This window comes from Actinophytocola sp. KF-1 (genome assembly GCF_054661535.1).
Map to the genome: position 1 here is coordinate 35,540 of NZ_BAAFVK010000021.1, position 22,522 is coordinate 58,061.

At 71.4% G+C, this 22,522-nt stretch carries 26 protein-coding genes; 14 read left to right on the plus strand and 12 right to left on the minus strand.

Translation table 11 applies throughout. The features are described 5' to 3' along the window. Window positions 1-43: 43 nt before the first annotated feature. Window positions 44-709 (minus strand): hypothetical protein, encoded by a 666-nt coding sequence (locus ACYQ77_RS42030; RefSeq protein ID WP_459722911.1) that lies wholly within the window; start codon window positions 707-709, stop codon window positions 44-46. A 59-nt stretch (window positions 710-768) separates the two neighbouring features. Further along, window positions 769-2,040 (minus strand): type VII secretion protein EccE, encoded by a 1,272-nt coding sequence (gene eccE / locus ACYQ77_RS42035; protein WP_459722744.1) that lies wholly within the window; start codon window positions 2,038-2,040, stop codon window positions 769-771. Between the two features lie 654 nt (window positions 2,041-2,694). On the opposite strand from eccE, the gene eccB reads away from it, so the two are divergent. The 3 genes from eccB to ACYQ77_RS42050 all read left to right on the plus strand — a co-directional run bounded on the left by eccB (window position 2,695) and on the right by ACYQ77_RS42050 (window position 5,774). Then, window positions 2,695-4,314 (plus strand): type VII secretion protein EccB, encoded by a 1,620-nt coding sequence (gene eccB, locus ACYQ77_RS42040; RefSeq protein ID WP_459722745.1) that lies wholly within the window; start codon window positions 2,695-2,697, stop codon window positions 4,312-4,314. Window positions 4,315-4,419: 105 nt separating this feature from the next. Continuing rightward, on the plus strand, window positions 4,420-4,731 hold the full coding sequence (locus ACYQ77_RS42045; RefSeq protein ID WP_459722748.1) for a hypothetical protein: 312 nt from the start codon (window positions 4,420-4,422) through the stop codon (window positions 4,729-4,731). After that, window positions 4,728-5,774 (plus strand): WXG100 family type VII secretion target, encoded by a 1,047-nt coding sequence (locus tag ACYQ77_RS42050; protein WP_459722750.1) that lies wholly within the window; start codon window positions 4,728-4,730, stop codon window positions 5,772-5,774. Before ACYQ77_RS42045 ends, ACYQ77_RS42050 begins: the two co-directional genes overlap by 4 nt. Window positions 5,775-5,902: 128 nt before the next feature. Here ACYQ77_RS42050 and ACYQ77_RS42055 read toward each other — a convergent pair whose 3' ends face one another. Next, window positions 5,903-6,028: a hypothetical protein gene (locus tag ACYQ77_RS42055; protein ID WP_459722753.1), complete on the minus strand. Its 126-nt coding sequence runs from the start codon at window positions 6,026-6,028 to the stop codon at window positions 5,903-5,905. Between the two features lie 57 nt (window positions 6,029-6,085). Beyond that, window positions 6,086-7,162, minus strand: coding sequence for a magnesium/cobalt transporter CorA (corA, locus tag ACYQ77_RS42060; RefSeq protein ID WP_459722755.1), 1,077 nt, complete (start codon window positions 7,160-7,162; stop codon window positions 6,086-6,088). 256 nt (window positions 7,163-7,418) lie between these two features. Between corA and ACYQ77_RS42065 the strand changes: the two genes are divergently transcribed. Both ACYQ77_RS42065 and ACYQ77_RS42070 read left to right on the plus strand, forming a co-directional pair. Continuing rightward, complete coding sequence (locus ACYQ77_RS42065) at window positions 7,419-7,943, plus strand: MaoC family dehydratase (RefSeq protein WP_459722757.1); 525 nt, start codon at window positions 7,419-7,421, stop codon at window positions 7,941-7,943. Window positions 7,944-7,948: 5 nt separating this feature from the next. After that, on the plus strand, window positions 7,949-9,031 hold the full coding sequence (locus tag ACYQ77_RS42070) for a DUF2332 domain-containing protein (RefSeq protein WP_459722758.1): 1,083 nt from the start codon (window positions 7,949-7,951) through the stop codon (window positions 9,029-9,031). A gap of 6 nt (window positions 9,032-9,037) precedes the next feature. Here ACYQ77_RS42070 and ACYQ77_RS42075 read toward each other — a convergent pair whose 3' ends face one another. Then, window positions 9,038-9,463 (minus strand): NUDIX hydrolase, encoded by a 426-nt coding sequence (locus tag ACYQ77_RS42075; protein WP_459722760.1) that lies wholly within the window; start codon window positions 9,461-9,463, stop codon window positions 9,038-9,040. Window positions 9,464-9,613: 150 nt separating this feature from the next. Between ACYQ77_RS42075 and ACYQ77_RS42080 the strand changes: the two genes are divergently transcribed. From ACYQ77_RS42080 to ACYQ77_RS42105, 6 genes are all read left to right on the plus strand, one after another. After that, entirely contained in the window at window positions 9,614-9,778 is a 165-nt protein-coding gene (locus tag ACYQ77_RS42080) for a hypothetical protein (RefSeq protein ID WP_459722761.1), read from the plus strand. An 18-nt stretch (window positions 9,779-9,796) separates the two neighbouring features. Next, window positions 9,797-10,357 (plus strand): PH domain-containing protein, encoded by a 561-nt coding sequence (locus tag ACYQ77_RS42085; RefSeq protein ID WP_396109564.1) that lies wholly within the window; start codon window positions 9,797-9,799, stop codon window positions 10,355-10,357. 16 nt (window positions 10,358-10,373) lie between these two features. Beyond that, on the plus strand, window positions 10,374-11,234 hold the full coding sequence (locus ACYQ77_RS42090) for a PHP domain-containing protein (RefSeq protein WP_459722763.1): 861 nt from the start codon (window positions 10,374-10,376) through the stop codon (window positions 11,232-11,234). Window positions 11,235-11,784: 550 nt separating this feature from the next. Beyond that, complete coding sequence (locus tag ACYQ77_RS42095; protein WP_459722765.1) at window positions 11,785-12,453, plus strand: MarC family protein; 669 nt, start codon at window positions 11,785-11,787, stop codon at window positions 12,451-12,453. A gap of 88 nt (window positions 12,454-12,541) precedes the next feature. Further along, window positions 12,542-13,348, plus strand: a complete 807-nt coding sequence (locus ACYQ77_RS42100; RefSeq protein WP_459722913.1) for a RecB family exonuclease — start codon at window positions 12,542-12,544, stop codon at window positions 13,346-13,348. A gap of 30 nt (window positions 13,349-13,378) precedes the next feature. Beyond that, window positions 13,379-13,717: a hypothetical protein gene (locus ACYQ77_RS42105; protein WP_459722767.1), complete on the plus strand. Its 339-nt coding sequence runs from the start codon at window positions 13,379-13,381 to the stop codon at window positions 13,715-13,717. Here ACYQ77_RS42105 and ACYQ77_RS42110 read toward each other — a convergent pair. Continuing rightward, the gene (locus ACYQ77_RS42110) at window positions 13,714-14,232 is read right to left on the minus strand and encodes a TetR/AcrR family transcriptional regulator (protein ID WP_459722769.1); all 519 of its coding nucleotides are present in this window, start codon (window positions 14,230-14,232) and stop codon (window positions 13,714-13,716) included. The genes ACYQ77_RS42105 and ACYQ77_RS42110 overlap by 4 nt on opposite strands. Window positions 14,233-14,255: 23 nt before the next feature. Here ACYQ77_RS42110 and ACYQ77_RS42115 point away from each other — a divergent pair, with 23 nt between their 5' ends. Beyond that, window positions 14,256-14,678 (plus strand): SRPBCC family protein, encoded by a 423-nt coding sequence (locus ACYQ77_RS42115; protein WP_459722772.1) that lies wholly within the window; start codon window positions 14,256-14,258, stop codon window positions 14,676-14,678. On the opposite strand, the gene ACYQ77_RS42120 is transcribed toward ACYQ77_RS42115, so the two are convergent. The 4 genes from ACYQ77_RS42120 to ACYQ77_RS42135 all read right to left on the minus strand — a co-directional run bounded on the left by ACYQ77_RS42120 (window position 14,647) and on the right by ACYQ77_RS42135 (window position 19,793). Next, a complete protein-coding gene (locus ACYQ77_RS42120; protein ID WP_459722774.1) occupies window positions 14,647-15,213 on the minus strand; it encodes a dihydrofolate reductase family protein in 567 nt (188 codons plus the stop codon). The genes ACYQ77_RS42115 and ACYQ77_RS42120 overlap by 32 nt on opposite strands. 64 nt (window positions 15,214-15,277) lie before the next feature. Next, window positions 15,278-16,120 carry an alpha/beta fold hydrolase gene (locus ACYQ77_RS42125; RefSeq protein WP_459722776.1) on the minus strand — a complete coding sequence of 281 codons (843 nt, stop codon included), beginning with the start codon at window positions 16,118-16,120 and terminating at the stop codon, window positions 15,278-15,280. Between the two features lie 643 nt (window positions 16,121-16,763). Beyond that, a complete protein-coding gene (locus ACYQ77_RS42130; RefSeq protein ID WP_459722778.1) occupies window positions 16,764-18,143 on the minus strand; it encodes an Rv3212 family protein in 1,380 nt (459 codons plus the stop codon). Between the two features lie 6 nt (window positions 18,144-18,149). Further along, window positions 18,150-19,793: a DEAD/DEAH box helicase gene (locus ACYQ77_RS42135; protein ID WP_459722916.1), complete on the minus strand. Its 1,644-nt coding sequence runs from the start codon at window positions 19,791-19,793 to the stop codon at window positions 18,150-18,152. 171 nt (window positions 19,794-19,964) lie between these two features. Here ACYQ77_RS42135 and ACYQ77_RS42140 point away from each other — a divergent pair, with 171 nt between their 5' ends. Together ACYQ77_RS42140 and ACYQ77_RS42145 are read left to right on the plus strand one after the other, a co-directional pair. Further along, window positions 19,965-20,636, plus strand: a complete 672-nt coding sequence (locus tag ACYQ77_RS42140; RefSeq protein WP_459722780.1) for a ferritin-like fold-containing protein — start codon at window positions 19,965-19,967, stop codon at window positions 20,634-20,636. A gap of 37 nt (window positions 20,637-20,673) precedes the next feature. Continuing rightward, on the plus strand, window positions 20,674-20,901 hold the full coding sequence (locus ACYQ77_RS42145; RefSeq protein WP_459722783.1) for a DUF3107 domain-containing protein: 228 nt from the start codon (window positions 20,674-20,676) through the stop codon (window positions 20,899-20,901). A 51-nt stretch (window positions 20,902-20,952) separates the two neighbouring features. On the opposite strand, the gene ACYQ77_RS42150 is transcribed toward ACYQ77_RS42145, so the two are convergent. Both ACYQ77_RS42150 and ACYQ77_RS42155 read right to left on the minus strand, forming a co-directional pair. Continuing rightward, window positions 20,953-21,669 (minus strand): TetR/AcrR family transcriptional regulator, encoded by a 717-nt coding sequence (locus ACYQ77_RS42150; protein WP_459722785.1) that lies wholly within the window; start codon window positions 21,667-21,669, stop codon window positions 20,953-20,955. 180 nt (window positions 21,670-21,849) lie between these two features. Continuing rightward, window positions 21,850-22,491, minus strand: a complete 642-nt coding sequence (locus tag ACYQ77_RS42155; protein WP_459722787.1) for a TetR/AcrR family transcriptional regulator — start codon at window positions 22,489-22,491, stop codon at window positions 21,850-21,852. Window positions 22,492-22,522 lie beyond the last annotated feature (31 nt).

The window sequence follows — 22,522 nt, forward strand, 5'->3', positions numbered from 1 at the left end:
TTGGCCCGGGTGCCGCGTCCCGAAAGGACGGAGACGACGGGCGTCAGTCGCCGCGCCGCACCGGGCCCAGGATCTGCTGCTCCTTCGTGTTGGTGATCAGCCGCATGCGCTTCCACAGCATGTGGCCGAGCGCGACCACCTCGTCGTCGGCGAGGGTGGTCAGCTCGTGCACCATCGGCGGCGGCAGCCGCCACACGCGTGCCGCGAGCTGCGCCTGGCCGACCGGCAGCCGCTGCAGCAGCACCAGATCGGCCGCGTTCGCGGTCGCCCCGGCCTGCGGGTGCATGTAGGGCAGCACGTACACGGTGGTCTGCCACGCCGCCCTCGGCGGGAACAGCTCCTGCGGCGTCGGGCCACCGTCGTGCACCACGAGCAGCGGACCGTCCTCCGACGGGCGCGGCAGCTCGACCGGGGAGAGGCGGCGGATCTGCACGAGCGGCGCCGGCCGCCCGTCCGGGCCGGTGCCCGCCGCCTTCTGCAGCACCTGCCACGACGCGGGCCGCCCGGTCGCGACGACCACCCACGCGCCGACGGCCATGGCACGCAGCGCGACCTGCCGTGCCAGGTACAGGCCACCGACCAGCACGAGCCTGGTCGGCGCTGGCCGCAGCGCGGAGATCGTCATCGGCTCGCCCTGCAGGGTGGAGCCGAGCATCATGCCGCCGCGGTCACCGGTCGGGCTGATCGCGTCGAGCATGGTGGGCGACATCAGGAACTCCTGCGTCAGCCCGTTGCCCGTCTGGATGTCGAGGAGCCTGGAGGACTCACTCACGCGCGGCCTCCCAACGGCAGCGTGGCGGCGAGCCCGGCCACCTGCAGCCCGCGCAGCGGGGTCAGGGTGATGCCGAGCCGGTCGGAGATCGTGGACAGGCGCTCGTCGGCGTACTCCAGCTCGTCGGGGGTGCGGGCGCTGACACGCACCAGCCCGCGCACACCGACCTGGTTGTCCTCGGCGCCCGGCGAGATCGACACGGTCACCGTCGACGACAGCGCACGCACGCCGGTCAGCGCGTTCAGGCTGGTGGCGGGCTTGCCGCGGGACCAGCCGGTGATCGCGTAGCTGGCGTGGCCGATGCCGGCCACCGTCACGCCGGTCCACCGCTCGGTGAGCCGGGCCCTCGGCGTCTGCGGCGGCTGCTGCGGCGCGTTCGGGTTCTGCGGCGGCACGTGCAGCGCCCCGGTCAGCTCCGCGGACGAGATGCCCGCCTTGAGCAGCTCGTCCGGGTCGAGCGGGCGGGTCGGCACGCCACGCGACTCGAGCGCGTTGCGCACGCGGGACAGCGCACCGATCAGCGCGCGGTGCGCGCCGAGCACGCCGCCGCCGCGCTCGCGGACCGCCGCCGGGCAGCGCCGCGGGTCGAGCCGCACCGCGACCCACGTGGTGCGGCGCGCGGCCGCGGGCAGCGGGCCGAGCAGCTCCATGTAGGACGCGAGGGCAGGGGAGGTCGGGGGGAGTGCCGCGCTGCCGGGGTAGCAGTGCCAGATGACCTGGATGGCGTCGAGCACCACACCGCGGTCCTCGAGGCACGGCGCGAGCGCGCCCAGCGGCAGGTTCGGCGCCCCGCCGAGCTGCGTGACCAGGCCGGGGGCCGGGTCGACGAGCAGGACCGCGGTCCACGTGCCGTCGTGCCAGGCGAGGCCCAGCGGCCTGCGTTCGTGGTCGGTGCCGTGCGCCACGACCAGGTCCGGCACCGCGAGCCGCAGCAGTGCGACGCGCGGGTCGTCCGGGCCGGTGACCGGGGTGGCGTCGGAGTCCTCGATGCCCTCGATGCTGACCGGCTTGGTCGGCTTGGACAGCCGCGCGTGCGAGCGGAACGCGTAGCGCAGCGTCAGGCCGATCCACTGCGTGAACCAGCGGCCGCGCCACCGGATGGCGGCGATCAGCAGGCCGGCGAACGCGATGCCGATGGCGACGTAGACCAGGTCGATGTCGATCGCGAGCAGGACGAGCCCGATCGCGACCGCGATCTCGAGCACGACCAGGTTCGTGACCGGCAGCGCGCCGAGGCTCGCGCCTCGCGTGCGCCGGCGTGCGGACATCGGGGGCCGCGGCGGGCCTGCGGGCGGACGTGCGCCCGCCCCTCCGCCGTTGCCGCCACCAGGACCACCGGGGCCGCCGGGCCCGGAACCGCCGCCGCCACCGCCGGGCCCACCGGGACCGCCTGGACCACCCGGTCCGCCGGGGCCGGAGCCGCCGGGGCGACCCGGGACGCCGGGCGGTGGAGTGGCGGGGCCGCCGGGGATGCCTGGCGGGGGTGTCGCGGGGCCGGCCGGCGGAGTGGCGCCGGGCGGCGGAGTCGCGGGCCTGCTCGGGGCGCCGGGCATGCCAGGACCGGCCGGCCTGGCGGGGACGCCGGGACCGTTCGGCCGTGCGGGCATGCCGGGCGGCGGCGTCGGCCGCCCTGGCGCGGGCGGCACACCGGGACCCGTCGGACGCGCGGGGGCACCCTGTCCTCCGTGCCGACCGGCGGGGGCCCCGGACCCCGCGGGTCTCGGCGGCTGGGCCGGAGGAGGCGTGCCGCCGTTCCCGCGCCGTGGAGGAGTGCTCACCGACATCCGCTCGATCTTTCCCCTCGTCACCTGTGTGCCCCGGCCGGACCCGATTCTGCCGAAGGTCTGGAACCGCCGTGCAACCGACGCCGGTAGGGCTATCCTGCGGAACCGTACCGCGATCGGGGAGCTGCAGAGGCGGAAATGCCATCTACACCGACTACCAAGTCACAGGTTCAGGCGTATCGGTTCGTGCTGCGCAGGATGCAGTCGGCGCTGGTCCGCAAGGACGCGGTGATGCTGCACGACCCGATGCGGACGCACAGCCGTGCGACCGTGGTCGGTGTGTGCCTCGCCGCACTCGGCCTGCTGGGCTTCCTCATCTGGGGGATCCTCTCGCCGAAGCCGAAGGCGCCTGACGAGGACGGCATCGTCATCGGCAAGCCGTCCGGACAGGTCTACGTGCTGCTCGCCAAGCCGGACAAGAAGCTGATCCCGGTGTTCAACATGGCGTCCGCGCGGCTGCTGCTCATGGCGCAGCAGGAGAAGTCGTCCGCGGCGCCGGGCGCGGGCCAGCAGGGCGGCGGTCCGACGCCGCAGGTGGTCGCGCCGACCGTGGTCGACGACAACGAGCTGCGGGACATCCCCAAGGGCCGCAAGGCAGGCATCGCCGACGGGCCGGACCTGCTGCCGAGCGCGGACCAGCGCATCGAGTCCCGGTGGACGGTGTGCGACCAGTACATGCTCGACCGCACCCTCCCCGACCCGGCCAAGGAGAACAAGGTCGAGACCACGGTGATCGCCGGGGTCGACGAGCTCGGCCCGATGCTCAAGCAGAACGAGTCGCTGCTCGTGCGCGCGCCCAACGGGAAGACCTACCTCGTCTACCGCACCCCGGGCACCGCGAACCTGCCGAACACCAGCGCCGTGCGCGCCGAGGTCGACCTCGAGGACGCGCGGGTGCGGGAGGCGCTCGAGCTGACCGGGATCGAGCCGCGGGTGATCACCACCGGCATGCTCAACGCGATCCCGGAGAAGGCGCGGCTGGCGAGCCCCGGCATCAAGGGCCGCGACACCGACTCCAACGTCGACCTCGGCGACCCGGAGCTGCGCAAGGTCGGCTCGGTGTTCGAGGTCGAGCGCGCGGGCGACGTGACCCGGACGTACGTGGTGCTCAAGGACGGCATCGAGGAGGTCAAGCGGTCCACCGCGAACCTCATCCGCTACTACCGGAACCTCGGCAACGCCCGCATCACCGCGGTGAACCCGGACCGGATCGCGGGCCTCGACCAGCCGGACGAGATCGACGACACGACCTTCCCCGAGCGGGACACCGAGGTGCTCGACCCGGAGAACTTCCCCGTCGCCTGCCTCGCGTGGAGCTACTCCGGTGAGGGCGAGAACGCCGAGGAGTTCACCGCGGTGCACATCGGCAAGAAGCTGCCCGGCATCAAGCTGAACTCCGAGGGCAAGCCGGAGACCGTCGCGATCTCCAGCCCCAACGCGGACGGCGTGCGGATCGACCACTTCTACATGCCGCCCGGCCGCGGCGCGGTCGTGCGGCAGGCCACCTCGCCCGCGGACTTCACCCGGGGGCAGATCACGCTGATCTCCGACCGCGGCGTGAAGTACGGCGTGCCCGACCCGAGGACGGCCGCCGGTCTCGGCCTCGACAACCAGCTGCCCGCGCCACGCAACATCATCCAGTTGCTGCCGGACGGCGCGTCGCTGAGCGTCAAGGACGTGGAACAGAGCTACGACTCGACACCGTTCGGGCCGGGGCAGTACCCGTCCAAGACGGCGGAGGCACAGGGCGGCGGCTGATTCCCTTCGCAAAGTCCTCCCGCCCGGCGTGGACCTCGTTGCACAAGCACCCGTGGGAACCACGCCGGGTCACCTATCGTCGGAGCCCTGACGAAGGGTGGACTTGTGACGGGGATCAAGTTCGACGCGACGTGGGTCGGTGGGTACGCGCAGCTCGCGGGCAACAGCGCGGACGCGCTCGCCGAGGGCGTGAAGACGATGGCGATCGAGCCGCTCGGCGAGGAGTCGTTCGGGCAGCTGGGGCGGACCGTCAAGACCACCGAGGCGTACGGGAAGGCCGCGCAGCTCCTGCGTGAGCAGCTCGCCAGGGCCGTCGAGGCGCTGTCGTCGGCGTCCGACGGCCTGGAGAAGGTCACCGCCGGGTACGTCGACACCGACGACGAGGGCGGCGTGACGATCCGGCGGGAGGACCGGTGAGTTACGAGGTCGTCGCGGCGCCGGACGGCACGGACGTCGAGAACCAGATCGCCGCGCAACTGGACTACCTGTCGAAGCTGGCGCGCCACCTCGGCATCGCCGACCCGGTCGAGGAGTACTTCGCGCCCGTCGTCGGCCGGTGGAGCGACCTGCACGCCGAGGCCGAGCGGTGGCGCGTCGTCGGTGAGGGCACCGAGCAGGTGACGGAGGCGCTGGCCAAGCCGCTGGGTGGTCTGGACGCCGCCTGGGACGGCGAGGCCGCGCAGTCGTTCATCGCGTACATGCAGAAGGTCGGCCTGGCGGGCAACGACCTCGCGGACGCCATGGTCGCGATGGCCGACGTGCTCGACAAGACCGCCGACGGCATCCGCGAGATCGTCGTGCAGCTCGCGACGGTGATGGCGGAGACGGCCGAGACCGCGTCGGAGGCCATGGCGCTGCCGGTGCAGGGCGACGACCGGACCCGCGAGTACCTGGACCTGATGCGCAGGCCGACGAAGGAGCTCTTCGAGGCGGTGCGGCAGGTGCTCGAGGGTTTCGTGCAGCTCTGCGAGGGCGTCGACGGGTCGGATGCCTTCCAGGGCGTCGCGATGGCGCACACCTTCCCCGAGGACAACTGGTCGATGCCTGCCCCGCCGAAGTCGCCGACCGTGCCACCGCCGGGCGAGCTCCCGGACACCGGCACGGACAAGGCAGGCGCGGGCGCCGGCGGTGGTGGTGGCGGTATCGGCGGCGGCGGTGGCGGCGTGGGCGGTGGCGGCTCGACGCCGAACCCGCTCGGCGCGGGCAACACGGTGGCGGGCGAACAGATCCCGAAGAGCGACGCCCCGGCGGCCGCCGCGGCGGCGGCCGCGGCCCCGAAGGGCGCCGGCCGCACCGGCATGGGCATGCCCATGATGCCGATGATGCCGATGGGCGGCGGCCAGGGCATGGGCGGCGACGGCGACCACAAGTCCCGCCACCGCGTGGTCGGCAACCCCCAGGACATCTTCGGCAAGCCGGCGAAAACCAGCACCCCGGTCATCGGCGCCGACGAGGACTGAGCCCCGAACCCCGCGAGTCACGCTCTCGAACACACCGAGTTGCCGGTTTCGTGCAGATCTTGGTGTGCACGAAACCGGCAACTCGGTATGCGTGAGAGCGTGACTCGCGGGGTTTCAGGGCCGCTGGGTCAGCGCGCGCCTGCGGTGTCCGGGGCGACGTCGGGGCCCATGGCGATCAGCACGGTGACCACGACGAGCCACGTCAGCACGAACGTGACCATCCAGAAACGCGGGTTGGTGAGCAGCTTCGACACGGGGAACCTCCCTCGGCACACATGGACGGGTGGGCTGGACAGCTGGGTGCGACCCAGCTACAGCCATCGGTTCTTCCTGAAGATGCGGTAGAGCACGAAACAGGCCACCACGATCACGCACATGACGAGCGGGTAGCCGAACCGCCAGTGCAGCTCGGGCATGTAGTCGAAGTTCATGCCGTACACGCCGACGCCCATGGTCGGCACCGCGATGATCGCCGCCCACGCGGTGATCTTGCGCATGTCCGTGTTCTGCTGCAGCGAGATCTTCGCGAGGGTCGCGTCGACCAGCGTGGTCAGCAGCTCGTCGAAGCTCGCCACCCGGTCGGACACGGTGGTGAGGTGGTCGTCGACGTCGCGGAAGTAGGACCTGACCTGCTCGGGCACCAGCGGCGTGTAGCCCTCGGCGAGCCTGCGCAGCGGCACCGCCAGCGGCATGACCGCGCGCCGCAGCTCGAGGATCTCCCGCTTCATCAGGTACATCTGCTCGGCGCCGATCGGGCTGCGGGGCGCGAACACCGTGGCCTCGATGACGTCGATGTCGTTCTCGAACGCCTCGCTGACCGCGAGGTAGGAGTCGACGATCCGGTCGGCGATGGCGTGCAGCACCGCGGCCGGGCCGATCTTCAGCCGCTCCGGCGCGCCCTCCAGCTCCTCGCGCAGCTGCTGCAGACCGGAGTGCTTGCCGTGCCGCACGGTCACGATGAACTGCTTGCCGAGGAACGCCATGATCTCGCCGGTCTCGACGATCTCGTTCGCGGTGGTCGGCGACTCGTGCTCGATGTACCGGACCGTCTTGAGCACCATGAACAGCGTCTCTTCGTACCGGTCCAGCTTGGGCCGCTGGTGCGCGGTGACCGCGTCCTCCACGGCCAGCTCGTGCAGCCCGAACACCTCGGCGATGCCCTGCAGCTCCTCCTGGCCCGGCTCGTACAGCCCGATCCACACGAAGCCCTCGCGCCTGCGGCGGACCTCGGTGATCGCGTCGACCGGCGACCACGTGCCGGGGAGGCGCTCACCGTCGACGTACACACCGCAGTCGACGACGTGCGCCTGCTCGTTCGCGGGTGCGGGGTGCTGGGGGCGCCGGTTGTTCCGGCCCCTCAGGTTCCCGAGCGAGGGAATGGCGGGCATGGTGACCTCCAGCTGGCAGACAGGACGGCACGCGCCTTCGAAAGGCGCCGGAGCGTCCGGCCGGATCCAGCGGGGAACCTGCTGCCTTAGCGGGTGACCCTTCCAGCGAGGACGCGGGTGCTACTGGCACTCGGCACGCCGGAATGGTTATGCGGGTCGCTCACGCGTCCTCACCTCCTCGGGTCGAAGCGGTGCGGGCTCACTCACACACCAGTTGTCGAGGGTACTCCACCTGTCAGACTGCCTGCGTCCGGTCATGACAAGGAGGTTCGCCGTGCAGTTCGGTCGGTACTACGAGGAGTTCGAGGTCGGCGCTGTCTACAAGCACTGGCCCGGCAAGACCGTGACCGAGTACGACGACCACCTGTTCTGCCTGCTCACGATGAACCACCACCCGCTCCACATGGACGCGAACTACGCCGAGAACACCACCGACTTCGGCAAGAACGTGGTGGTCGGCAACTACATCTACTCGCTGCTGCTCGGCATGTCCGTGCCCGACGTCTCCGGCAAGGCCATAGCGAACCTGGAGATCGAGTCCCTCCGGCACGTCAAGCCGACCTTCCACGGCGACACCATCTACGGCGAGACCGAGGTGCTCGACAAGACGCCGTCGAAGTCGAAGGACGACCGCGGCGTGGTGTACGTGGAGACCCGCGGCTACAAGCAGGACGGCACCGTCGTGTGCGTCTTCCGGCGCAAGGTGATGGTCCCGAAGCGCTCCTACGGCGAGGCCCGGGGAGGCGAACAGCCCGGCCGGCCGGAGCCTGCGGCAAACTAGGGGGCATGAGCGCCGCGCTGGAGGCTGTACAGGATCGGTTGCGGCGGTTCGCCGACGAAGCGGCGGAAGTTTCGCCGCTCTACAGCCATCTGGCCGCACACATCGCCGATGACGACGACGTCGCGGGTCTGCTCACGGACGCGACGTCACCCGATCCGGCACTGTTGCTCGCGGCGGTCCAGCGGGTGCTGCAGGCCGAGCCGTTCCACGAGCTGACGAACTACTACCCGGCGCTCGGCGGCGCGTACGGGCCGGACGCGAGCCTGTGGCCGATGTTCCGGACGTTCGTGCTCGACCGGGCGGACCGGATCAGGGTGCTGGTCGCGAGCCGCGTGCCGCGCAGCAACGAGGTCGGCAGGGCCGCGCTGTTCTACCCGGCCGTCGCGTACGCGGCGCGCCTGGCGGGCGGCGGGCCGGTCGGGCTGCTCGAGGTGAGCGCGTGCGCGGGCCTGCTGCTGGGCATGGACCTGTACTCGTACCGGTACCAGTCGGAGCAGGCAGGCCAGATCGTGGCAGGCCCCGGCCGCGCGGCACTGGGGCTGCACTGCGCGCTCAAGTCCGAGCCGGGGCAGAAGGGCCCGGCGATCCCCAAGCGCCTGCTGGTGTCGGCGCGGGTCGGTCTCGACACCGATCCGGTCGATCTGGAGGACGAGGACGAGTACGCGTGGCTCGAGGCCTGCGTGTGGCCGGACCAGCCGGACCGGCTGCGGCAGCTGGGGGCCGCGGCGACGGCACGCAGGAAGAAGCCGCCGACGATGGTCGCGGGCGACATGGTCGCCGATCTCGCGGACGCGGCGGGCCGGATCCCGCTCGAACTCCCGGTGGTCGTACTGACCAGCGACGCACTGCGACCGCTCTCGGCCGAACGGGTGACCGCGTTCCGGTCTGCGGTCACTGAGTTGGCCGCCGCACGACCGGCCTACTGGGTGAGCCTGGAGGCGTACTCCGTCGGGCTGATCTCCGATCGTCCGGATCTGGACACCGGCCAGGCGATCCTCGCGTGCACGAGCTGGGCGGACGGGGAGGAGCGGACGACGCCGCTCGCCCAGACGTCCTGGCACGGCGAGCGGATGCACTGGCTGGTGTGACCGGCGTCACCGGCGGGGCAGCACCTGCCAGGCGGTGAGCGTGGCCGCCAGCTGATCGACCAGCAGGCCGCGCCGGTCGAGGTCGGTGAATGTGACGAGGTCCACCCATGCCACGTCGGAGGCGTCGTCACCTGCGGAAAGGTCGCCGCCGACGACCTCGGCGGCGTAATCGAAGATCACGTAGACGCCCTGTGGAGCGGGTCGCGATACGCTCCCGACCAAGGATCCGGCCCGCACCTGGAGGCCGGTCTCCTCGTGGATTTCGCGGGCGACGGCGGACGCGTCGCTCTCCCCGGGCTCCACGCGGCCACCGGGTAGCGACCACTGCCCTCGGCCGGGGTCGTTGGCCCGCCGGACCAGCAGCAACCGCCCGTCCGGGTCGTGCACGACCGCACCGACACACCGGATCATCGGTTCGTCGGAGGCGTTCATGACCACCGAGCGTAGCCGTTGGACAGCGAGTTACCCGACCCTTGCCCCAAGAGCAGTACTAGCCTCCCGTTCGGCCGCACAGTGCTGTACAACGGTTTTCAAGAACGCAAGGCAGCAACCCACCCACCCATGGACACGGAGTAACACCCGGTGAAAGCCAAAAAGGTCCTGATTCTGTCTGGCGCGGCGTTGTTGGTGTTCTTCCTCGTGACCCAACCCGTCCAGTCGGCAGCACTTGTGACGACCATCCTGAACACGCTGAAGGATGCCGCCGAAGCGGTGATCACGTTCGTGCGCTCGGTGTTCCAGACCTGATCCGAGTACCGTCGAACCATGTTCGCCCCACGGGATTCAGACGAGTACCTGCTTGACTCTGAACGCCGGGTCATCCGGGTGCGCCTGCACTGGGCATGCCTCGCCTGGGACATCTTCGAGACGGTCGCGTTGCTCGCGGTCGCGGTGATGGTGTCCTACCTGCTACCGCCGTCGATGTGGCTCGTTCAGAACATCCTGTGGTACGCGGCGTTGTTCGTGGTGCTCCGCTTCGCCTACAAGGTGATCTCCTGGTGGGTGGAGCGGATCGTGGTGACCGACAAGCGCATGATGATGACGACCGGCATCATCACCACCAAGGTGCTGATGATGCCGATCGGCAAGGTCACCGACCTCACCTACGAACGGCCGCTCATGGGCCGCATCCTCGGCTACGGGACGATGATCGTCGAGTCGGCCGGTCAGATCCAGGCGCTGAACCGCCTGGAGTACCTGCCGAAGGCGGAGCAGGTGTACGACGCGATCTCCGAGCTGGTCTTCGGTGACAAGGAAGCGCAGAAGGCCCGGTTCTCGATGATCAAGGCGCAGCGACTGGCCAGGCGCAAGCCGATGGTCGGCTAGAGCGTTCAATAGGGGTGTGACGATCGATCTGCACACCCACTCGACGGCGTCCGACGGCACCGACACCCCGGCTCAGCTCGTCGCGAACGCGGCCGCCGCCGGGTTGACCGCACTGGCCATCACGGACCACGACACGACGGCCGGGTGGGACGAGGCGGTTTCCGCGCTCCCACCCGGCCTTCGCCTCGTCCGGGGTGCCGAGCTGTCGTGCGTGTCGCCGGACGGCCGCGGTGGGCACTGCACCGTGCACCTGCTGGCGTACCTGTTCGACCCGGAGGCGGAGGCCGTCGTCCGCGAGTACGCGCGGGCCCGCGCCGAGCGCCGGGAGCGGCTCGCCCGCATCGCGGACCTCATGGCGGCGGACGGTTTCCCCATTTCCGCCGAGTCGTTGCTCGAGTCGGTGCCGGAGACGGCCACCGCCGGCCGGCCACACCTCGCGATGGCGTTGATGAAGGCCGGCGTCGTGTCGTCGGTGGACGAGGCGTTCGCGCGGTTCCTCAACGATCGCGGGCGGTACTACCTGCCCAGCTCCCGGACCCCGATCTTCGAGTCGATCGAGATGATCGAGCGGGCCGGTGGGGTGACCGTGCTCGCGCATGCCTTCGCCACGCACCGGGGGCCCACGGTGACCGGTGAGGTGATCAAGGAGCTGGCCGGGGTCGGGCTGGGCGGCGTCGAGGTCGACCACCCTGATCACGACCCGGAGGCCCGCAAGCGCTTGCGTGCCCTTGCCGACGAGCTGGGGTTGATCACCACCGGGTCCAGCGACTACCACGGGACGAACAAGGTGATCCGGATCGGGCAGGAGGTCACCCCGCCGGAGATGCTGGCGGAGATCGCCCGGCGCGCCACCGGGGTGCCCGTCGTCGGCGGGTGAGTTGTCCACAGGGGGCCGGTTCGGTGGCCGGTCTTGTCGGTGGTCGGCTCTAAGCTGGATGTCGGGGGCCGGAGGCCGCGGACCTGTGGACAACCCGGCGCTCGGCGGCTGATCTTGTCGGTGGTCGCCGGTACGCTGGAGTTCGGGGGCCGGAGGCCGGGGTTGATCTTGGTGGCCTTGGCTGGGCTGCTGGGGTTCGGGAGCGTTTGCGGGTGCTGCCGGCCGCGGATGCCGTGGCGTTCGGTGGCGGCGGCGGATTGCGCGGGTGGCGCACGAGTCAAGGGTGCTGCGGTGCCGGGCGGCTTCGCCGCCCTTGCCGCCGGGTGGTCCTGCCTTCGGCGCGAGGAAGGACCCCTTCACCACCGTGACCCGGCGCAGGTTGTCCACAGCCCCGCGTCGCGGGCGCCCGGGAATGTCGGTCCCCGCTGGAAGAATGGCACCGGGGGCCGGAGGCCAAGCCGCCACACGCCCGAGCGGCGCCTTCGGCAGGGTGGGCGCGGCGTGGCTGCCGCCGCTCTCGCGGCTCTGGCCGGAGGCGTGACCTGGGTCAATGCCGACCGGGCACGGTGGGCGAGTGTCCTCTGTGGCATGGCAGGCTGACACGGTGCTGTTCGATGCCCGTCTGTTCGCCGAGGCGACGATCACCCTTGTCGTGATCATGGACCCGCCCGGCACCGTGCCCGTTTTCCTCAGCCTCGTCGGCAGGAAGGCGCGGGCCGCGCGTGCGCGGGCCGCGCGGCAGGCGGTGCTCGTCTCGCTCGGCGTGATCAGCCTCTTCGCCGTCGGCGGCGAGGCGATCCTCTCCTACCTCGGCATCGGCATCCCCGCCATCCAGGGCGCGGGCGGGCTGCTCCTCCTGCTGATCGCGCTCGACCTGCTCACCGGCCGGGACACCACGCAGCCGCAGGAAGTCGACGACGTCAACGTCGCGCTCGTGCCGCTCGGCACGCCCCTGCTCGCCGGGCCCGGTGCCATCGCCGCGACGATCGTGTTCGTGCGGCACGCGGACGGGCAGGCCGGGTCCTACATCGCGTTGGCGCTGGCCATCGTCGCCGTGCACCTGATCCTCTTCCTGTGCCTGCGGTTCTCCGGGCTGTTGATCCGGGTCTTCAAGGACAGCGGGATCACGCTGCTCGCGAAGATCGCCGGTCTGCTCCTCGCCGCCATCGCGGTGCAGCTCGTCGCCGACGCCGTGCAGGGCTTTGTGAGCGGCGCGTAGTTCCGCCGGAGGTCCGGGGATCGCTCCCCGGACATTTCTGTCGGTGGGGTCCTCTACCGTGACACCCGTGCAACTCGGGTTCGACGCCATGCCGCGCAAGCTCATCAAGGTCACCCCGTCCCGGCTCGCGACCTGGGTGGACTGCCCGCGCCGCTTCCGCATGGCCTACCTCGACCGGCCCACGCCGCCGCGCGGTGGCGCGTGGGCCCACAGCACGCTGGGTGCCGTGGTGCACAACGCGTTGCGCGCCTTCTTCGACCTGCCCGTCGCCAAGCGGACGCCCGAGGCCGCCGCCGCGCTCGTCGGGCAGCACTGGAGCGACGAGGGGTTCGCCGGGCCGGCCCAGGCCGCCGAGTACCGCACCCGCGCGGCCGGCTGGGTCGCCGACTACGTGGCGGAGATCGACGTCTCGATCGAGCCGATCGGGCTGGAGCGCTGGGTGTCCGCGCCCGTCGGCACGATCGTCGCCGAGGGGCGGGTCGACCGGATCGACGAGCGGGACGGCGAGGTGGTCATCGTCGACTACAAGACCGGGCGGTCGGCGCTGACCACCGACGACGCGCGCGGGTCGCAGGCGCTCGCCCTGTACGTGCTCGCCGCGCGGCGCACCCTGCGCAAACCGTGCACCCGCGTGGAACTGCACCACCTGCCCACCGGCACGGTCGCGGCCTGGGAACACACCGAGGAGTCGCTCACCCGGCACCGCACCCGGGCCGAGGAGGCCGCCGAGGAGTTCCACCTCGCCACGGATACGCTCAACGCGGGCGGTGATCCGGACGTCTTGTTCCCCGCAAGGGTCGGCCGCCAGTGCTCATGGTGCGACTTCCGGCGCAGCTGCCCGGAAGGGCAGGCGGCGGGCCCCGCGGCGGAACCCTGGGCGATGTTGACGCCGTGAGTTAGAGTCGCCCGGACGTGTGGAGGTCCTGTGGACTACTCGAACGCGACCACGGCGGAGCTGCCCGTGGCACCACGGTTCTCATCGGCGCCCCGGCACCGCGGCGGGCCGTGGCGTGAGCTGTCCGGCGCGCTCGCGGTGGGCATGTCCGTGCTCGCCGTGGTCGTCGTCGTGTTCCAGGTGCTCGCGTTCATCCGCGACATGCCGGGCCCCGGTGCCCTGACCGTCTTCGGGCACATCGCCGCCGCCGTGCTCGCGGTGTTCGTCCAGCGGTTCGCCGACCGGCTCACGGGGTGGGCCGCGGCCGCGTCCGTGCTGGGTGTGGTCGCCGTGTCCGGGGCCGCGCTGTGGTTGTTCTGGTGGGCCTAGTCCGGCCACACCAGGTCGACGAACTCACGCACTGACGCGTCCACGCCGTCGCGGTCGCCGGTCGCCAGCAGGTCCAGCAGCGCGCCCCTCGTGAACGCCAGCGCCATCCGCGCCCGCGGCAGAGACAGGCCCGCGAACCGCGACTCGTCCGCCAGCCACGACGTGACGATCCCGTCCAGCACCGGCGCGAACGACTCCTGACCGGCCAGCGCCGCCCCGTACAGCTCGAAGAACAACCGCTCGTACGGGGCCAGCGCCGGGTCGCTCAACCGCTGCCAGAACTCGAGCACCTGCTCCCGCGGCGACCGCGCCCGCAACGACGCGAGTGCCGCCCGCGTCCGCTCCTCCACCGCGCGCACGACCTCGACGAGCAGCGCGTCCCGCGTGCCGAAGTGGTAGATCAGCATGCGGTGGCTCGTCCCGGCGCCCGCCGCGATCCGGCGCAGGCTGCGGTCGCCGACACCGGCGTCCGCGAGGTGGGTGATCACGCGGTCGAGAAGGTCCGCTCGCGACATGTACCAAATGGTACAGTCAGGCCATGAGACACGAGGTGACCACCACCGTCGACGCGCCCGCCGACCTCGTCTGGCGCACCGTCAAGGACGTCGAGAAGTGGCCGGAGTGGACGCCGACCATGACGGAGATCCGCCTCGACGGCGACGACCTGCGCAGCGGCGCCAGCGCCACCGTCCGCCAGCCCAAGCAGCCAGAGCGGACGTGGACGGTCACCGAGCTGACCGAGGGCCGTTCGTTCACCTGGACCAGCTCGGGCCGCGGGTTGCGCATGTCCGCCGACCACGTGGTGACCGAGGAGCACGGGCGCACCACCGTGCTGCTCACGTTCCGCATGGCCGGGCCGCTGGCGCCGCTGGCGAGCCTGCTCGCGGGCAAGCTCGTCCGGCAGGCCGTCGACACCGAGGCGGCGTCGCTCAAGAAGTGGTGCGAACGTACGTCCCGATGAACACGCCGGTGCCGGTGGTGACCGACTCCGCCAGCTCGAACGCGCCGGCCGGGAGCCGCAGCCTGCGGCCGTGGCCGAGCGCGAGCGGGTGGATCGACAGGACGTAGCGGTCGACGTGGTCGCCCAGTGACGCGACCAGCTCACCGCTGCCCAGCACCACGAGGTCGCCGGTCAGCCGTGCCTTCAGCGCGGGCAGCCCGTCGAGGGACGGCAGCAGCGTCGAGTTCTGCCACGGCAGGTCGGTGAGCGTCCTCGACACCACGTACTTGGGTGCCGCGTTCAGCGCCGCGGTGAAGGGGTTGCCGTCGGTCTGCTTCGGCCAGTAGCCGTAGAAGTCCTGGTAGGTGCGCCTGCCGAACAGCATCGCGGCCGAGGTGGCCATGCTCTTCCCGGCCTGCTCCATCGCGACGGCGTCCATGTACGGCGCGGCCCAGCCGCCCGCCGTGAACCCGTCACGGGTGTCCTCGTCCGGCCTGCCCGGCGCTTGCATCACACCGTCGAGCGTCACGTGCTCGAACACAACCAGCTCCGCCATCGTGTCCTCCTCGGGGATCGGTTTTCGTCCCCTACACGAACGGCGGTGGCGCGGATCGACAGTCCTACGCGGAAAGCCAGGAACGCCAGGTCGGCAGCAGCGTGGCCAGCAGCTCCTCCGGGTTCTCCGTGTTCGGCGAGTGGCGGGCCGCCGGGATCACCGCGAAGTCCGCGTCGAGCCGGTCGGCCATGTCGCGTTGCGTCGACACCGGCCACGCGTCGTCGAACTCGCCACAGCACACCAGGCACGGCGTGCCGGACGTGTGGAGCACGCGGGCCAGCGAGCTGACGAGGTCGGGCTCGGTGCGCAACGCGCGGGCCTTGCCGAGCAGGGCCGCGGGGCGGGACCGCAGGAACCGGTCGCGCAGGAACGCCTTCAGCGCCGGGGTGTGGCCGGGCTGGGGCGGGGACATGGCGTCGAGCTGTTCCCGCATCTTGTAGGCGGCCTCGATGCCGTGCGTGCGCATGGCGGGCTCGCCGACGTCCAGCGTCTGGCGGCGCAGCCCCTCCGGCAGCTCGGACGGGCCGCTGGCCATGAGCGTCAGGCCGGCGACGGGCGCGCCCGCCAGCACGGCCGCGCGCGCGACCAGCCCACCGAACGAGTGACCGAGGAGCACGACGGGACCACCCTCGGCGGCGAGCTTGCCGATCAGCTCGGCGATGACGCCACCGAGCGCGGCGGGCAGGTAGGCGTCCTCGTCGTCGGGCCCGGCGGACTCGTTCTGCCCGGGCAGGTCGATGGCGACGGCCTCGAACCCCGCGGCGGCGATGGGGTCGAGCAGCGGCGCGAAGTCCTCTTTGGACCCGGTGTAGCCGGGGAGCAGGAGGGCGGTCGGCTTGGGATCCGTCGCGTCGACCGCACGCCTGCGCAAGGCGGCGAGGCGGCCGTACCGACCCTGCAGATCCACCCGATCCGCCCCGTGCGGGCTCAACTGCGACGGAATGTTCACGTGTCGAGTGTGCCTCAACACCCCTCGCGGACGCGTGGAGCCGAACCTGGACTTCGCTCACACTGCCAAAACGCGCGGCTGCCGTCTGTTCCCGGCAGGGTTTGTGGCCGTGTGGTGGGTTTCCCTCCGGGGGGTCCTCGCCGGACGGGCTGGTCTCCGGGATGGCGGCGGGTCGGGCACGGGGCTGGGTTGGCAAGGACTGGTGTCCGTGGGTGCCTGCCATCCCGTCGACCTCCCGCCGGGCTATCACACCGCGTCAAGGGGGCCCGGCGGCTTGGGTGCGGGGTTGGGTTGGGTTTCGGGCCCCCTTGACCCGGTGTGATCGGGCTTCGCCAGGTCGACGGGATGGCAGGCACCCCTCACGGGGTGATGGGGCTTCGGCCCCGCTTCGCGGGGTTCGGGCGCTGTGCGCCTGGCATGCCGGGTCGGCGTCCTCATGCCGGGGGGGGCGGCATCCCGGGGTTGGCTCCCGCCGCTCGCGCGCGCGATGGTAACCCCCACCCGATCCCGGGGGCCACCCGCCATGCCAGTCTACCGGTACCCACCGACAATTCCAGGGGCTCGCGCGGAACTGTGGACAACCTGGGCGGCTGTGGACAACTCAGCGGAGCGCGACCAGGGTGTCGCCGCGTTGTTCGAAGACCATCGGGCCCAGGGCGGACATGGTGATCTCGCCGCGGTAGGTGCCGCGTTCGACCGGGGTCGTCTCGACCTGTTCGCCGGTCGCCGGGTTCAGGACCGCGATGGCGCCGGTCACCGGGACCAGGATCTTGCCGGCGAACGCCGTGCCGGGGCCCAGCGCGTGCTCGACCGTCCACAGCGGGCGCAGGTCGTCCATCGACAGGGCGATCGTGCGGGAGCCCGTGTACCAGTAGACGGCACCGGTCACGCGGTTGACCGACATGGTGTGGCCGGGCGGGTCGCCACGCAGGTCGTCCGCCGCCAGTTCGAGTGGGTGGTCGGCGACCTGCTCGCCCTTCTCGTTCAGCACCACGAGGCGGTCGGGGTCCGGCAGCGCCACCGCGGTGCACTGCTGCACCTCGTCCGGGTGTTCGGCGTCCAGACGGCACTGCTCGCTCATCGCGACGACCTTGGCGCCCCTGCCGACGACCACGCTCGCCACGACCACCGGCTTCTCGGAGTCGTCCTCGCCGGTCGCCTTGTACACGGTCAGCCGGTCGCCGGGGTCGGTCGGGCAGCGCTCGATCACCGCGATCTTGCCGGTGACCACCGAGACGGTGCCGTACTCGCAGCCGTTCCTCGGTTGCTTGTCCGGGTTCTGGACGGCGCCGACCCGGCCGTACTCCATGGTCTGCACGAGGTCCGACCGCCACGTCGTCAGCAGGCTCGACCCCGTGGTGGTGACGTACGTGCCGTCCGACAGCAGCCGGGTGCCCAGCTCGGCGTCGGAGTTGCGGGTGCCCAGGTACGGGTGGTCGCGCTGCTCGTCGGGGCGGGCGGGGCGGCCGCGCTGACCGGTCTCCGGCCACAGCGCGGTCACCTCGCTGCAGCCACCCGCCTTGCGCGGGTCGTCGTCGGGCAGCAGGTTGCCGGTCTTCGCGTACACGGCCAGCGCCAGCTGCCACGCCGACGACACCGTGCACAGCGGCAGGTCCCGCGAGTAGCGCCAGCGGACCTCGCCGGTCATCGGGTCGTGGCCCGCGACCTCGCCGCCGTTACCGGTCACCACGGCCGGGCCGACCGTGACCGGCTCCGGTGTCGCGGGTGACTTCGCCCGCCACACCTCGGCGAGCGACGGCGGGAAGGTTGTCGGCCGAGGGGGCGACGACATGGGGCTGTCGGCGGTCTCGGACGTGGTGGCGCGGATGTCGCTGGACTGCCACAACAGCAGCCCGCCGACCAGCGCCGCCACGCCGATGACCGCGGCGACGAGGACGTCGCGCTTGCGGTGGAACCTGGTGCGTTCCCAACGCTCGACGGGCTCGTCCGTCCCCTCGAGCACGTCCTCGTCGCCAATCATGGTGGCTTAGTCTGCCGAACCGCCTGTTTCGCCGGTGTTCGGCGTCTCGCTCACGGGCACCCCGCCCCGGCTGCGGCGCCGCCGCGTGCGGGCCGGGCGTTCCGAGCGCGGCGCGGACGTGGCCTCCTGCGTCTCCGCGGGCTGCTCACCCTCGGCGCCGCCACCGCCGCTGCCGCGACGGCGACGACGGCGCTGCCGCGGCTCGCCGCCGCTCTCGCCCGCCTCGGCCGTGCGGGGCGCGTCGGACGCGCCCGTCGAGCGCCGCGACCGCCGCCGGTTGCGGCCCTTCTTCTGACCGCCCAGGTCCTCCTCCGGCTCGGCCGACAGGCCGGCGCGGGTCCGCTTGGCCAGCGGCAGCCGACCGGTCGAACCCTCGGGGATGCCCAGGTCGGAGAAGAGGTGCTCGGAGGTCGAGTACGTCTCGACCGGCTCCGGCATGCCCAGCCCCAGCGTGTCGCTGATCAGCTTCCAGCGCGGCTCCTCGTCCCAGTCGACGAGCGTGATCGCCACGCCTTCGCGGCCCGCGCGGCCGGTGCGGCCGATGCGGTGCACGTAGGTGCCGTCGTCCTCGGGGCACTGGAAGTTGATGACGTGCGTGACGTCGTCGATGTCGATGCCCCGCGCCGCGACGTCGGTCGAGATGAGCACGTCGACCTTGCCGGAGCGGAACGCGCGCAGCGCCTGCTCACGAGCGCCCTGACCGAGGTCACCGTGCACCGCGGCGACCGCGAAACCGCGCTCGGCGAGGTCGTCGGCGACCTTCTGCGCGGTCCGCTTGGTGCGGCTGAAGATCATCGTCAGGCCGCGGCCCTCCGCCTGCAGCGCCCGCGCGACGACCTCGATCTTGTCGAGCGAGTGCGCCCGGTAGACGAACTGGCGGGTGCGCTCGTGGATCGCGCCCGCGTCGTTCTCCTCCGCGCGGATGTGCGTCGGCTGCCGCAGGAACGTGCGGGCCAGCGTGATGATCGGGCCCGGCATGGTCGCGGAGAACAGCATCGTCTGCCGCTCGTCCGGCACCATGCGCAGGATCCGCTCGATGTCCGGCAGGAAGCCCAGGTCGAGCATCCGGTCGGCCTCGTCGAGCACCAGCGCGCGGACCTTGCCCAGCACCAGGTGGCGCTGCTCGGCGAGGTCCAGCAGGCGGCCCGGCGTGCCGACGACGACGTCCACGCCCTTGCGCAGCGCCGCGATCTGCGGCTCGTACGGGCGGCCGCCGTAGATGGCCTCCACCCGGATGCCGAGGTGCTTGCCCGCGTCGGTCAGGTCGTGCGTGACCTGCAGGCACAGCTCACGGGTCGGCACCACGATCAGCACCTGCGGCGTGCCGTCGCCCGGCGTGGTGATCCGGTTCAGCAGCGGCACGCCGAAGCCCAGCGTCTTGCCGGTGCCGGTGCGGGCCTGGCCGATGACGTCCTCGCCGGCGAGCGCCAGCGGCAGCGTGAGCTCCTGGATCGCGAAGGTCCGCTCGATGCCGGCCTCGGAAAGGGCCTTGACGATCTCCGCCTTCACGCCGAACTCGGCGAACGTGGGGGAGTCGGGGCGGACGGGCGCATCGGCCTTCAGCGGATGCGACGTGTCGGTGTCGGGGACCCCTGCCTCGCTGTGTTCCAGCGTGACCGGGTCCAGGTCCTGTGTGTTCTGTTCAGTGATGTGATTTCTCCCTTGTCCAGCGCGCTCCGCCCTGGACGGGCCGCTCGACCACGCCTTCTTGCGAGGCGCGGGAGGGCCGGCGAGGCGCGCACACCCTCTGTACGCAGCTCATTTGACAAGGCCGCGTCGGTGTCAGTCTACCTGCGAGGGACGGCGGATAGGCTCTGCCCCGTGAGTGAGTCGCGCGACGGTGCCGCTGCGGGGGCCATCGATCCCGGTGTTGTTGACCTGCTCGGAGTGCTCGCGTACGGCGAGCTGTCCGCTTTCGACCGGCTCGCGGAGGACGCCAGGACCGCGCCGTCGATCGCCGGGCGTGCCGCGCTGTCGGCCATGGCCGCCGCCGAAATGGGCCACTACCAGCGGATCGAGCGGTACCTCGCCGAGCACGACGTCGACGTGCAGGAGGCGATGCGGCCGTTCATCGGGCACTTCGACACCTGGCACGCGTCCACCGCGCCGCGGTCGTGGCTGGAGTCACTGGTCAAGGCGTACGTCGGCGACGGGCTCGCCGCCGACCTGTACCGCGAGATCGCGTCGTGGCTCGACGGGGAGACCTCCGCGCTGGTGATGGAGGTCCTGGGTGACACAGGTCACTCCGCGTTCGCCGAGCGCGAAGTGAAGGCGGCCATCGAACGCGACCGCACGGTCCGCGACCGGCTCACGCTGTGGGGGCGCCGCCTGCTGGGCGAGGCGCTCACGCAGGCCCAGTACGTGGTCGCTGAGCGGGACGGACTCGCCGAGCTCATCGTCACCGGGACCGGCGACCTCGCCGGAATCGCCGCGCTGTTCCGGCGGTTGCAACAGCAGCACGGCAAGCGGATGACCGCGCTCGGTCTCGGCTAGCCTGAACCAGTCGTTACAACGCTTTTGGAGGTTCAGCGTGGAGGTCAAGATCGGAGTCGCGGACACCGCGCGGGAGCTGCTCATCAACAGCTCGCAGACTCCGGAAGAGGTGGAGTCGCTGGTGACCGACGCGTTGAAGGACTCCTCGGGGACCTTGGCGCTCATCGACGACAAGGGGCGCCGCTACCTGGTGCCGTCCGCTCGCGTCGCCTACGTCGAGATCGGCAAGGCGGACGCCCGGAAGGTCGGGTTCGTCACCACCTGAGTGCGCTTCGACAAGGGGCAGGGCCACGTCGGTCCTGCCCCTTTCGCGTGCTCAGCCCACGTCCGGGTGCGCCTCGGACAGCTTGACGACCTTGTTCAGCTCGAGCGGCTTGTTCGGGTCGAGCGTGACGCCGTTGGCGCGCGTGAAGCCGTCGATCGCCGCCCAGATGATCTGCGTCAGGTACTCGACGACCGCGTCGCGGCTCATGGTGCGCCGCTCCAGCCACCACTCGCTGACGTTCTGGACCATGCCGACGATGCCGTGCGCCCACGGTTCCGCCGCGCCGGAGTCGAGGTTCATCGCCCTCAGGTAGTCGCCGAGCAGCGCGGACAGGGCCTGCGCGATCAGCTCCTTGTCCTCGGCCACGATGTCCTGCTCGACCGGCCGGTTCGCGAGCGAGCGGCGGACCAGCAGCCGGTACAGGTGCGGGTGCTCCTCGACGGTGGAGAAGAACGCGTCGAGGCTCCTGCGGATGCGCGGGACCGGTGCTTCCTCGTTGTTCAGCGCCGGGATGAGCCGGTCGAAGAGGATCTCGGTGCCGCGGTGCCCCAGTGCGACGAACAGGTCGGCCTTGTCGGCGAAGTGCCGGTACAGGACGGGTTTCGTGACGCCCGCCTCGGCCGCGATGTGGTCCATGCCCACGTCCGGGCCGTGTTCGGCGAGCGCGCGCATCGCCGCCTCGACGAACTCCGCCCGCCGTGCCGCCCGGTGGGAGCGCCACCGGTCCCGTCTCGCGTCACCAGTGGAGCTGCCGGTTGCTTCTGGCATTTGGCCGAATCTACTCCTCAGTGTCCCGAGCCGGGGATTGGTGTGCTTATCGGCGGATCCAGGTTTCCGCTGGCAAGGCGCCGGAAGGTCCTCGTACCGGGTTGTACTTGGGCCTTCCGGCAACGCAGCCAGCGGGAAGCTGGGCCGTCGAGAAGCGCGCCGAATCCCCGGCTCGGGACACTAGTGTGGTTGCAGCGGGTACCCGCCGCCGATGCCCTTCCAGGCGAGGGTGCTGATCAGGCCGACGGCCTCGTCCTTGTCCATGGTCCGGCCGTCGGCGAGCCACGAGCGCGCCGCCACCTGGCTGATGCCGACGAGCCCGACGGCGAGCAGCCGCGCCCGTTCCTCGTCGAGACCGGCGTCGGCGGTGATGGTCCTGGTGATGGCCTGCACGCACGCGTCCGTGCCGCGGTCGATCGCGGCCTGCACGACCGGCTCGCCGCGCAGGTCGGACTCGAAGACCAGCCGGTACGCCTGGCTCTCGCCGTCGACGAAGTCGAAGTAGGCGCTCACCGCGTTGCGCACCCGGACCTTGTTGTCGGTGGTCGACTCCATCGCGTCGGTCACCCGCATGATCAGCTCGTCCACGTGGATCTCGAGCAGCGCGAGGTACAGCTCCAGCTTCCCGGGGAAGTGCTGGTAGAGCACCGGCTTGGACACGCCCGCCCGCTCGGCGATCTCGTCCATGGCCGCGGCGTGGTAGCCGTTCGCCGCGAAGACGTCCTGTGCGGCGGCCAGCAACTGGGCGCGCCGGGCGGTGCGCGGCAACCGCGCGGCCCGGTTCGCCTGGCCGGCCACACCGTGCTGAATCGTCTCCGACATGCGCCCCTCCACGTCCATCGCGAGCCGGGGT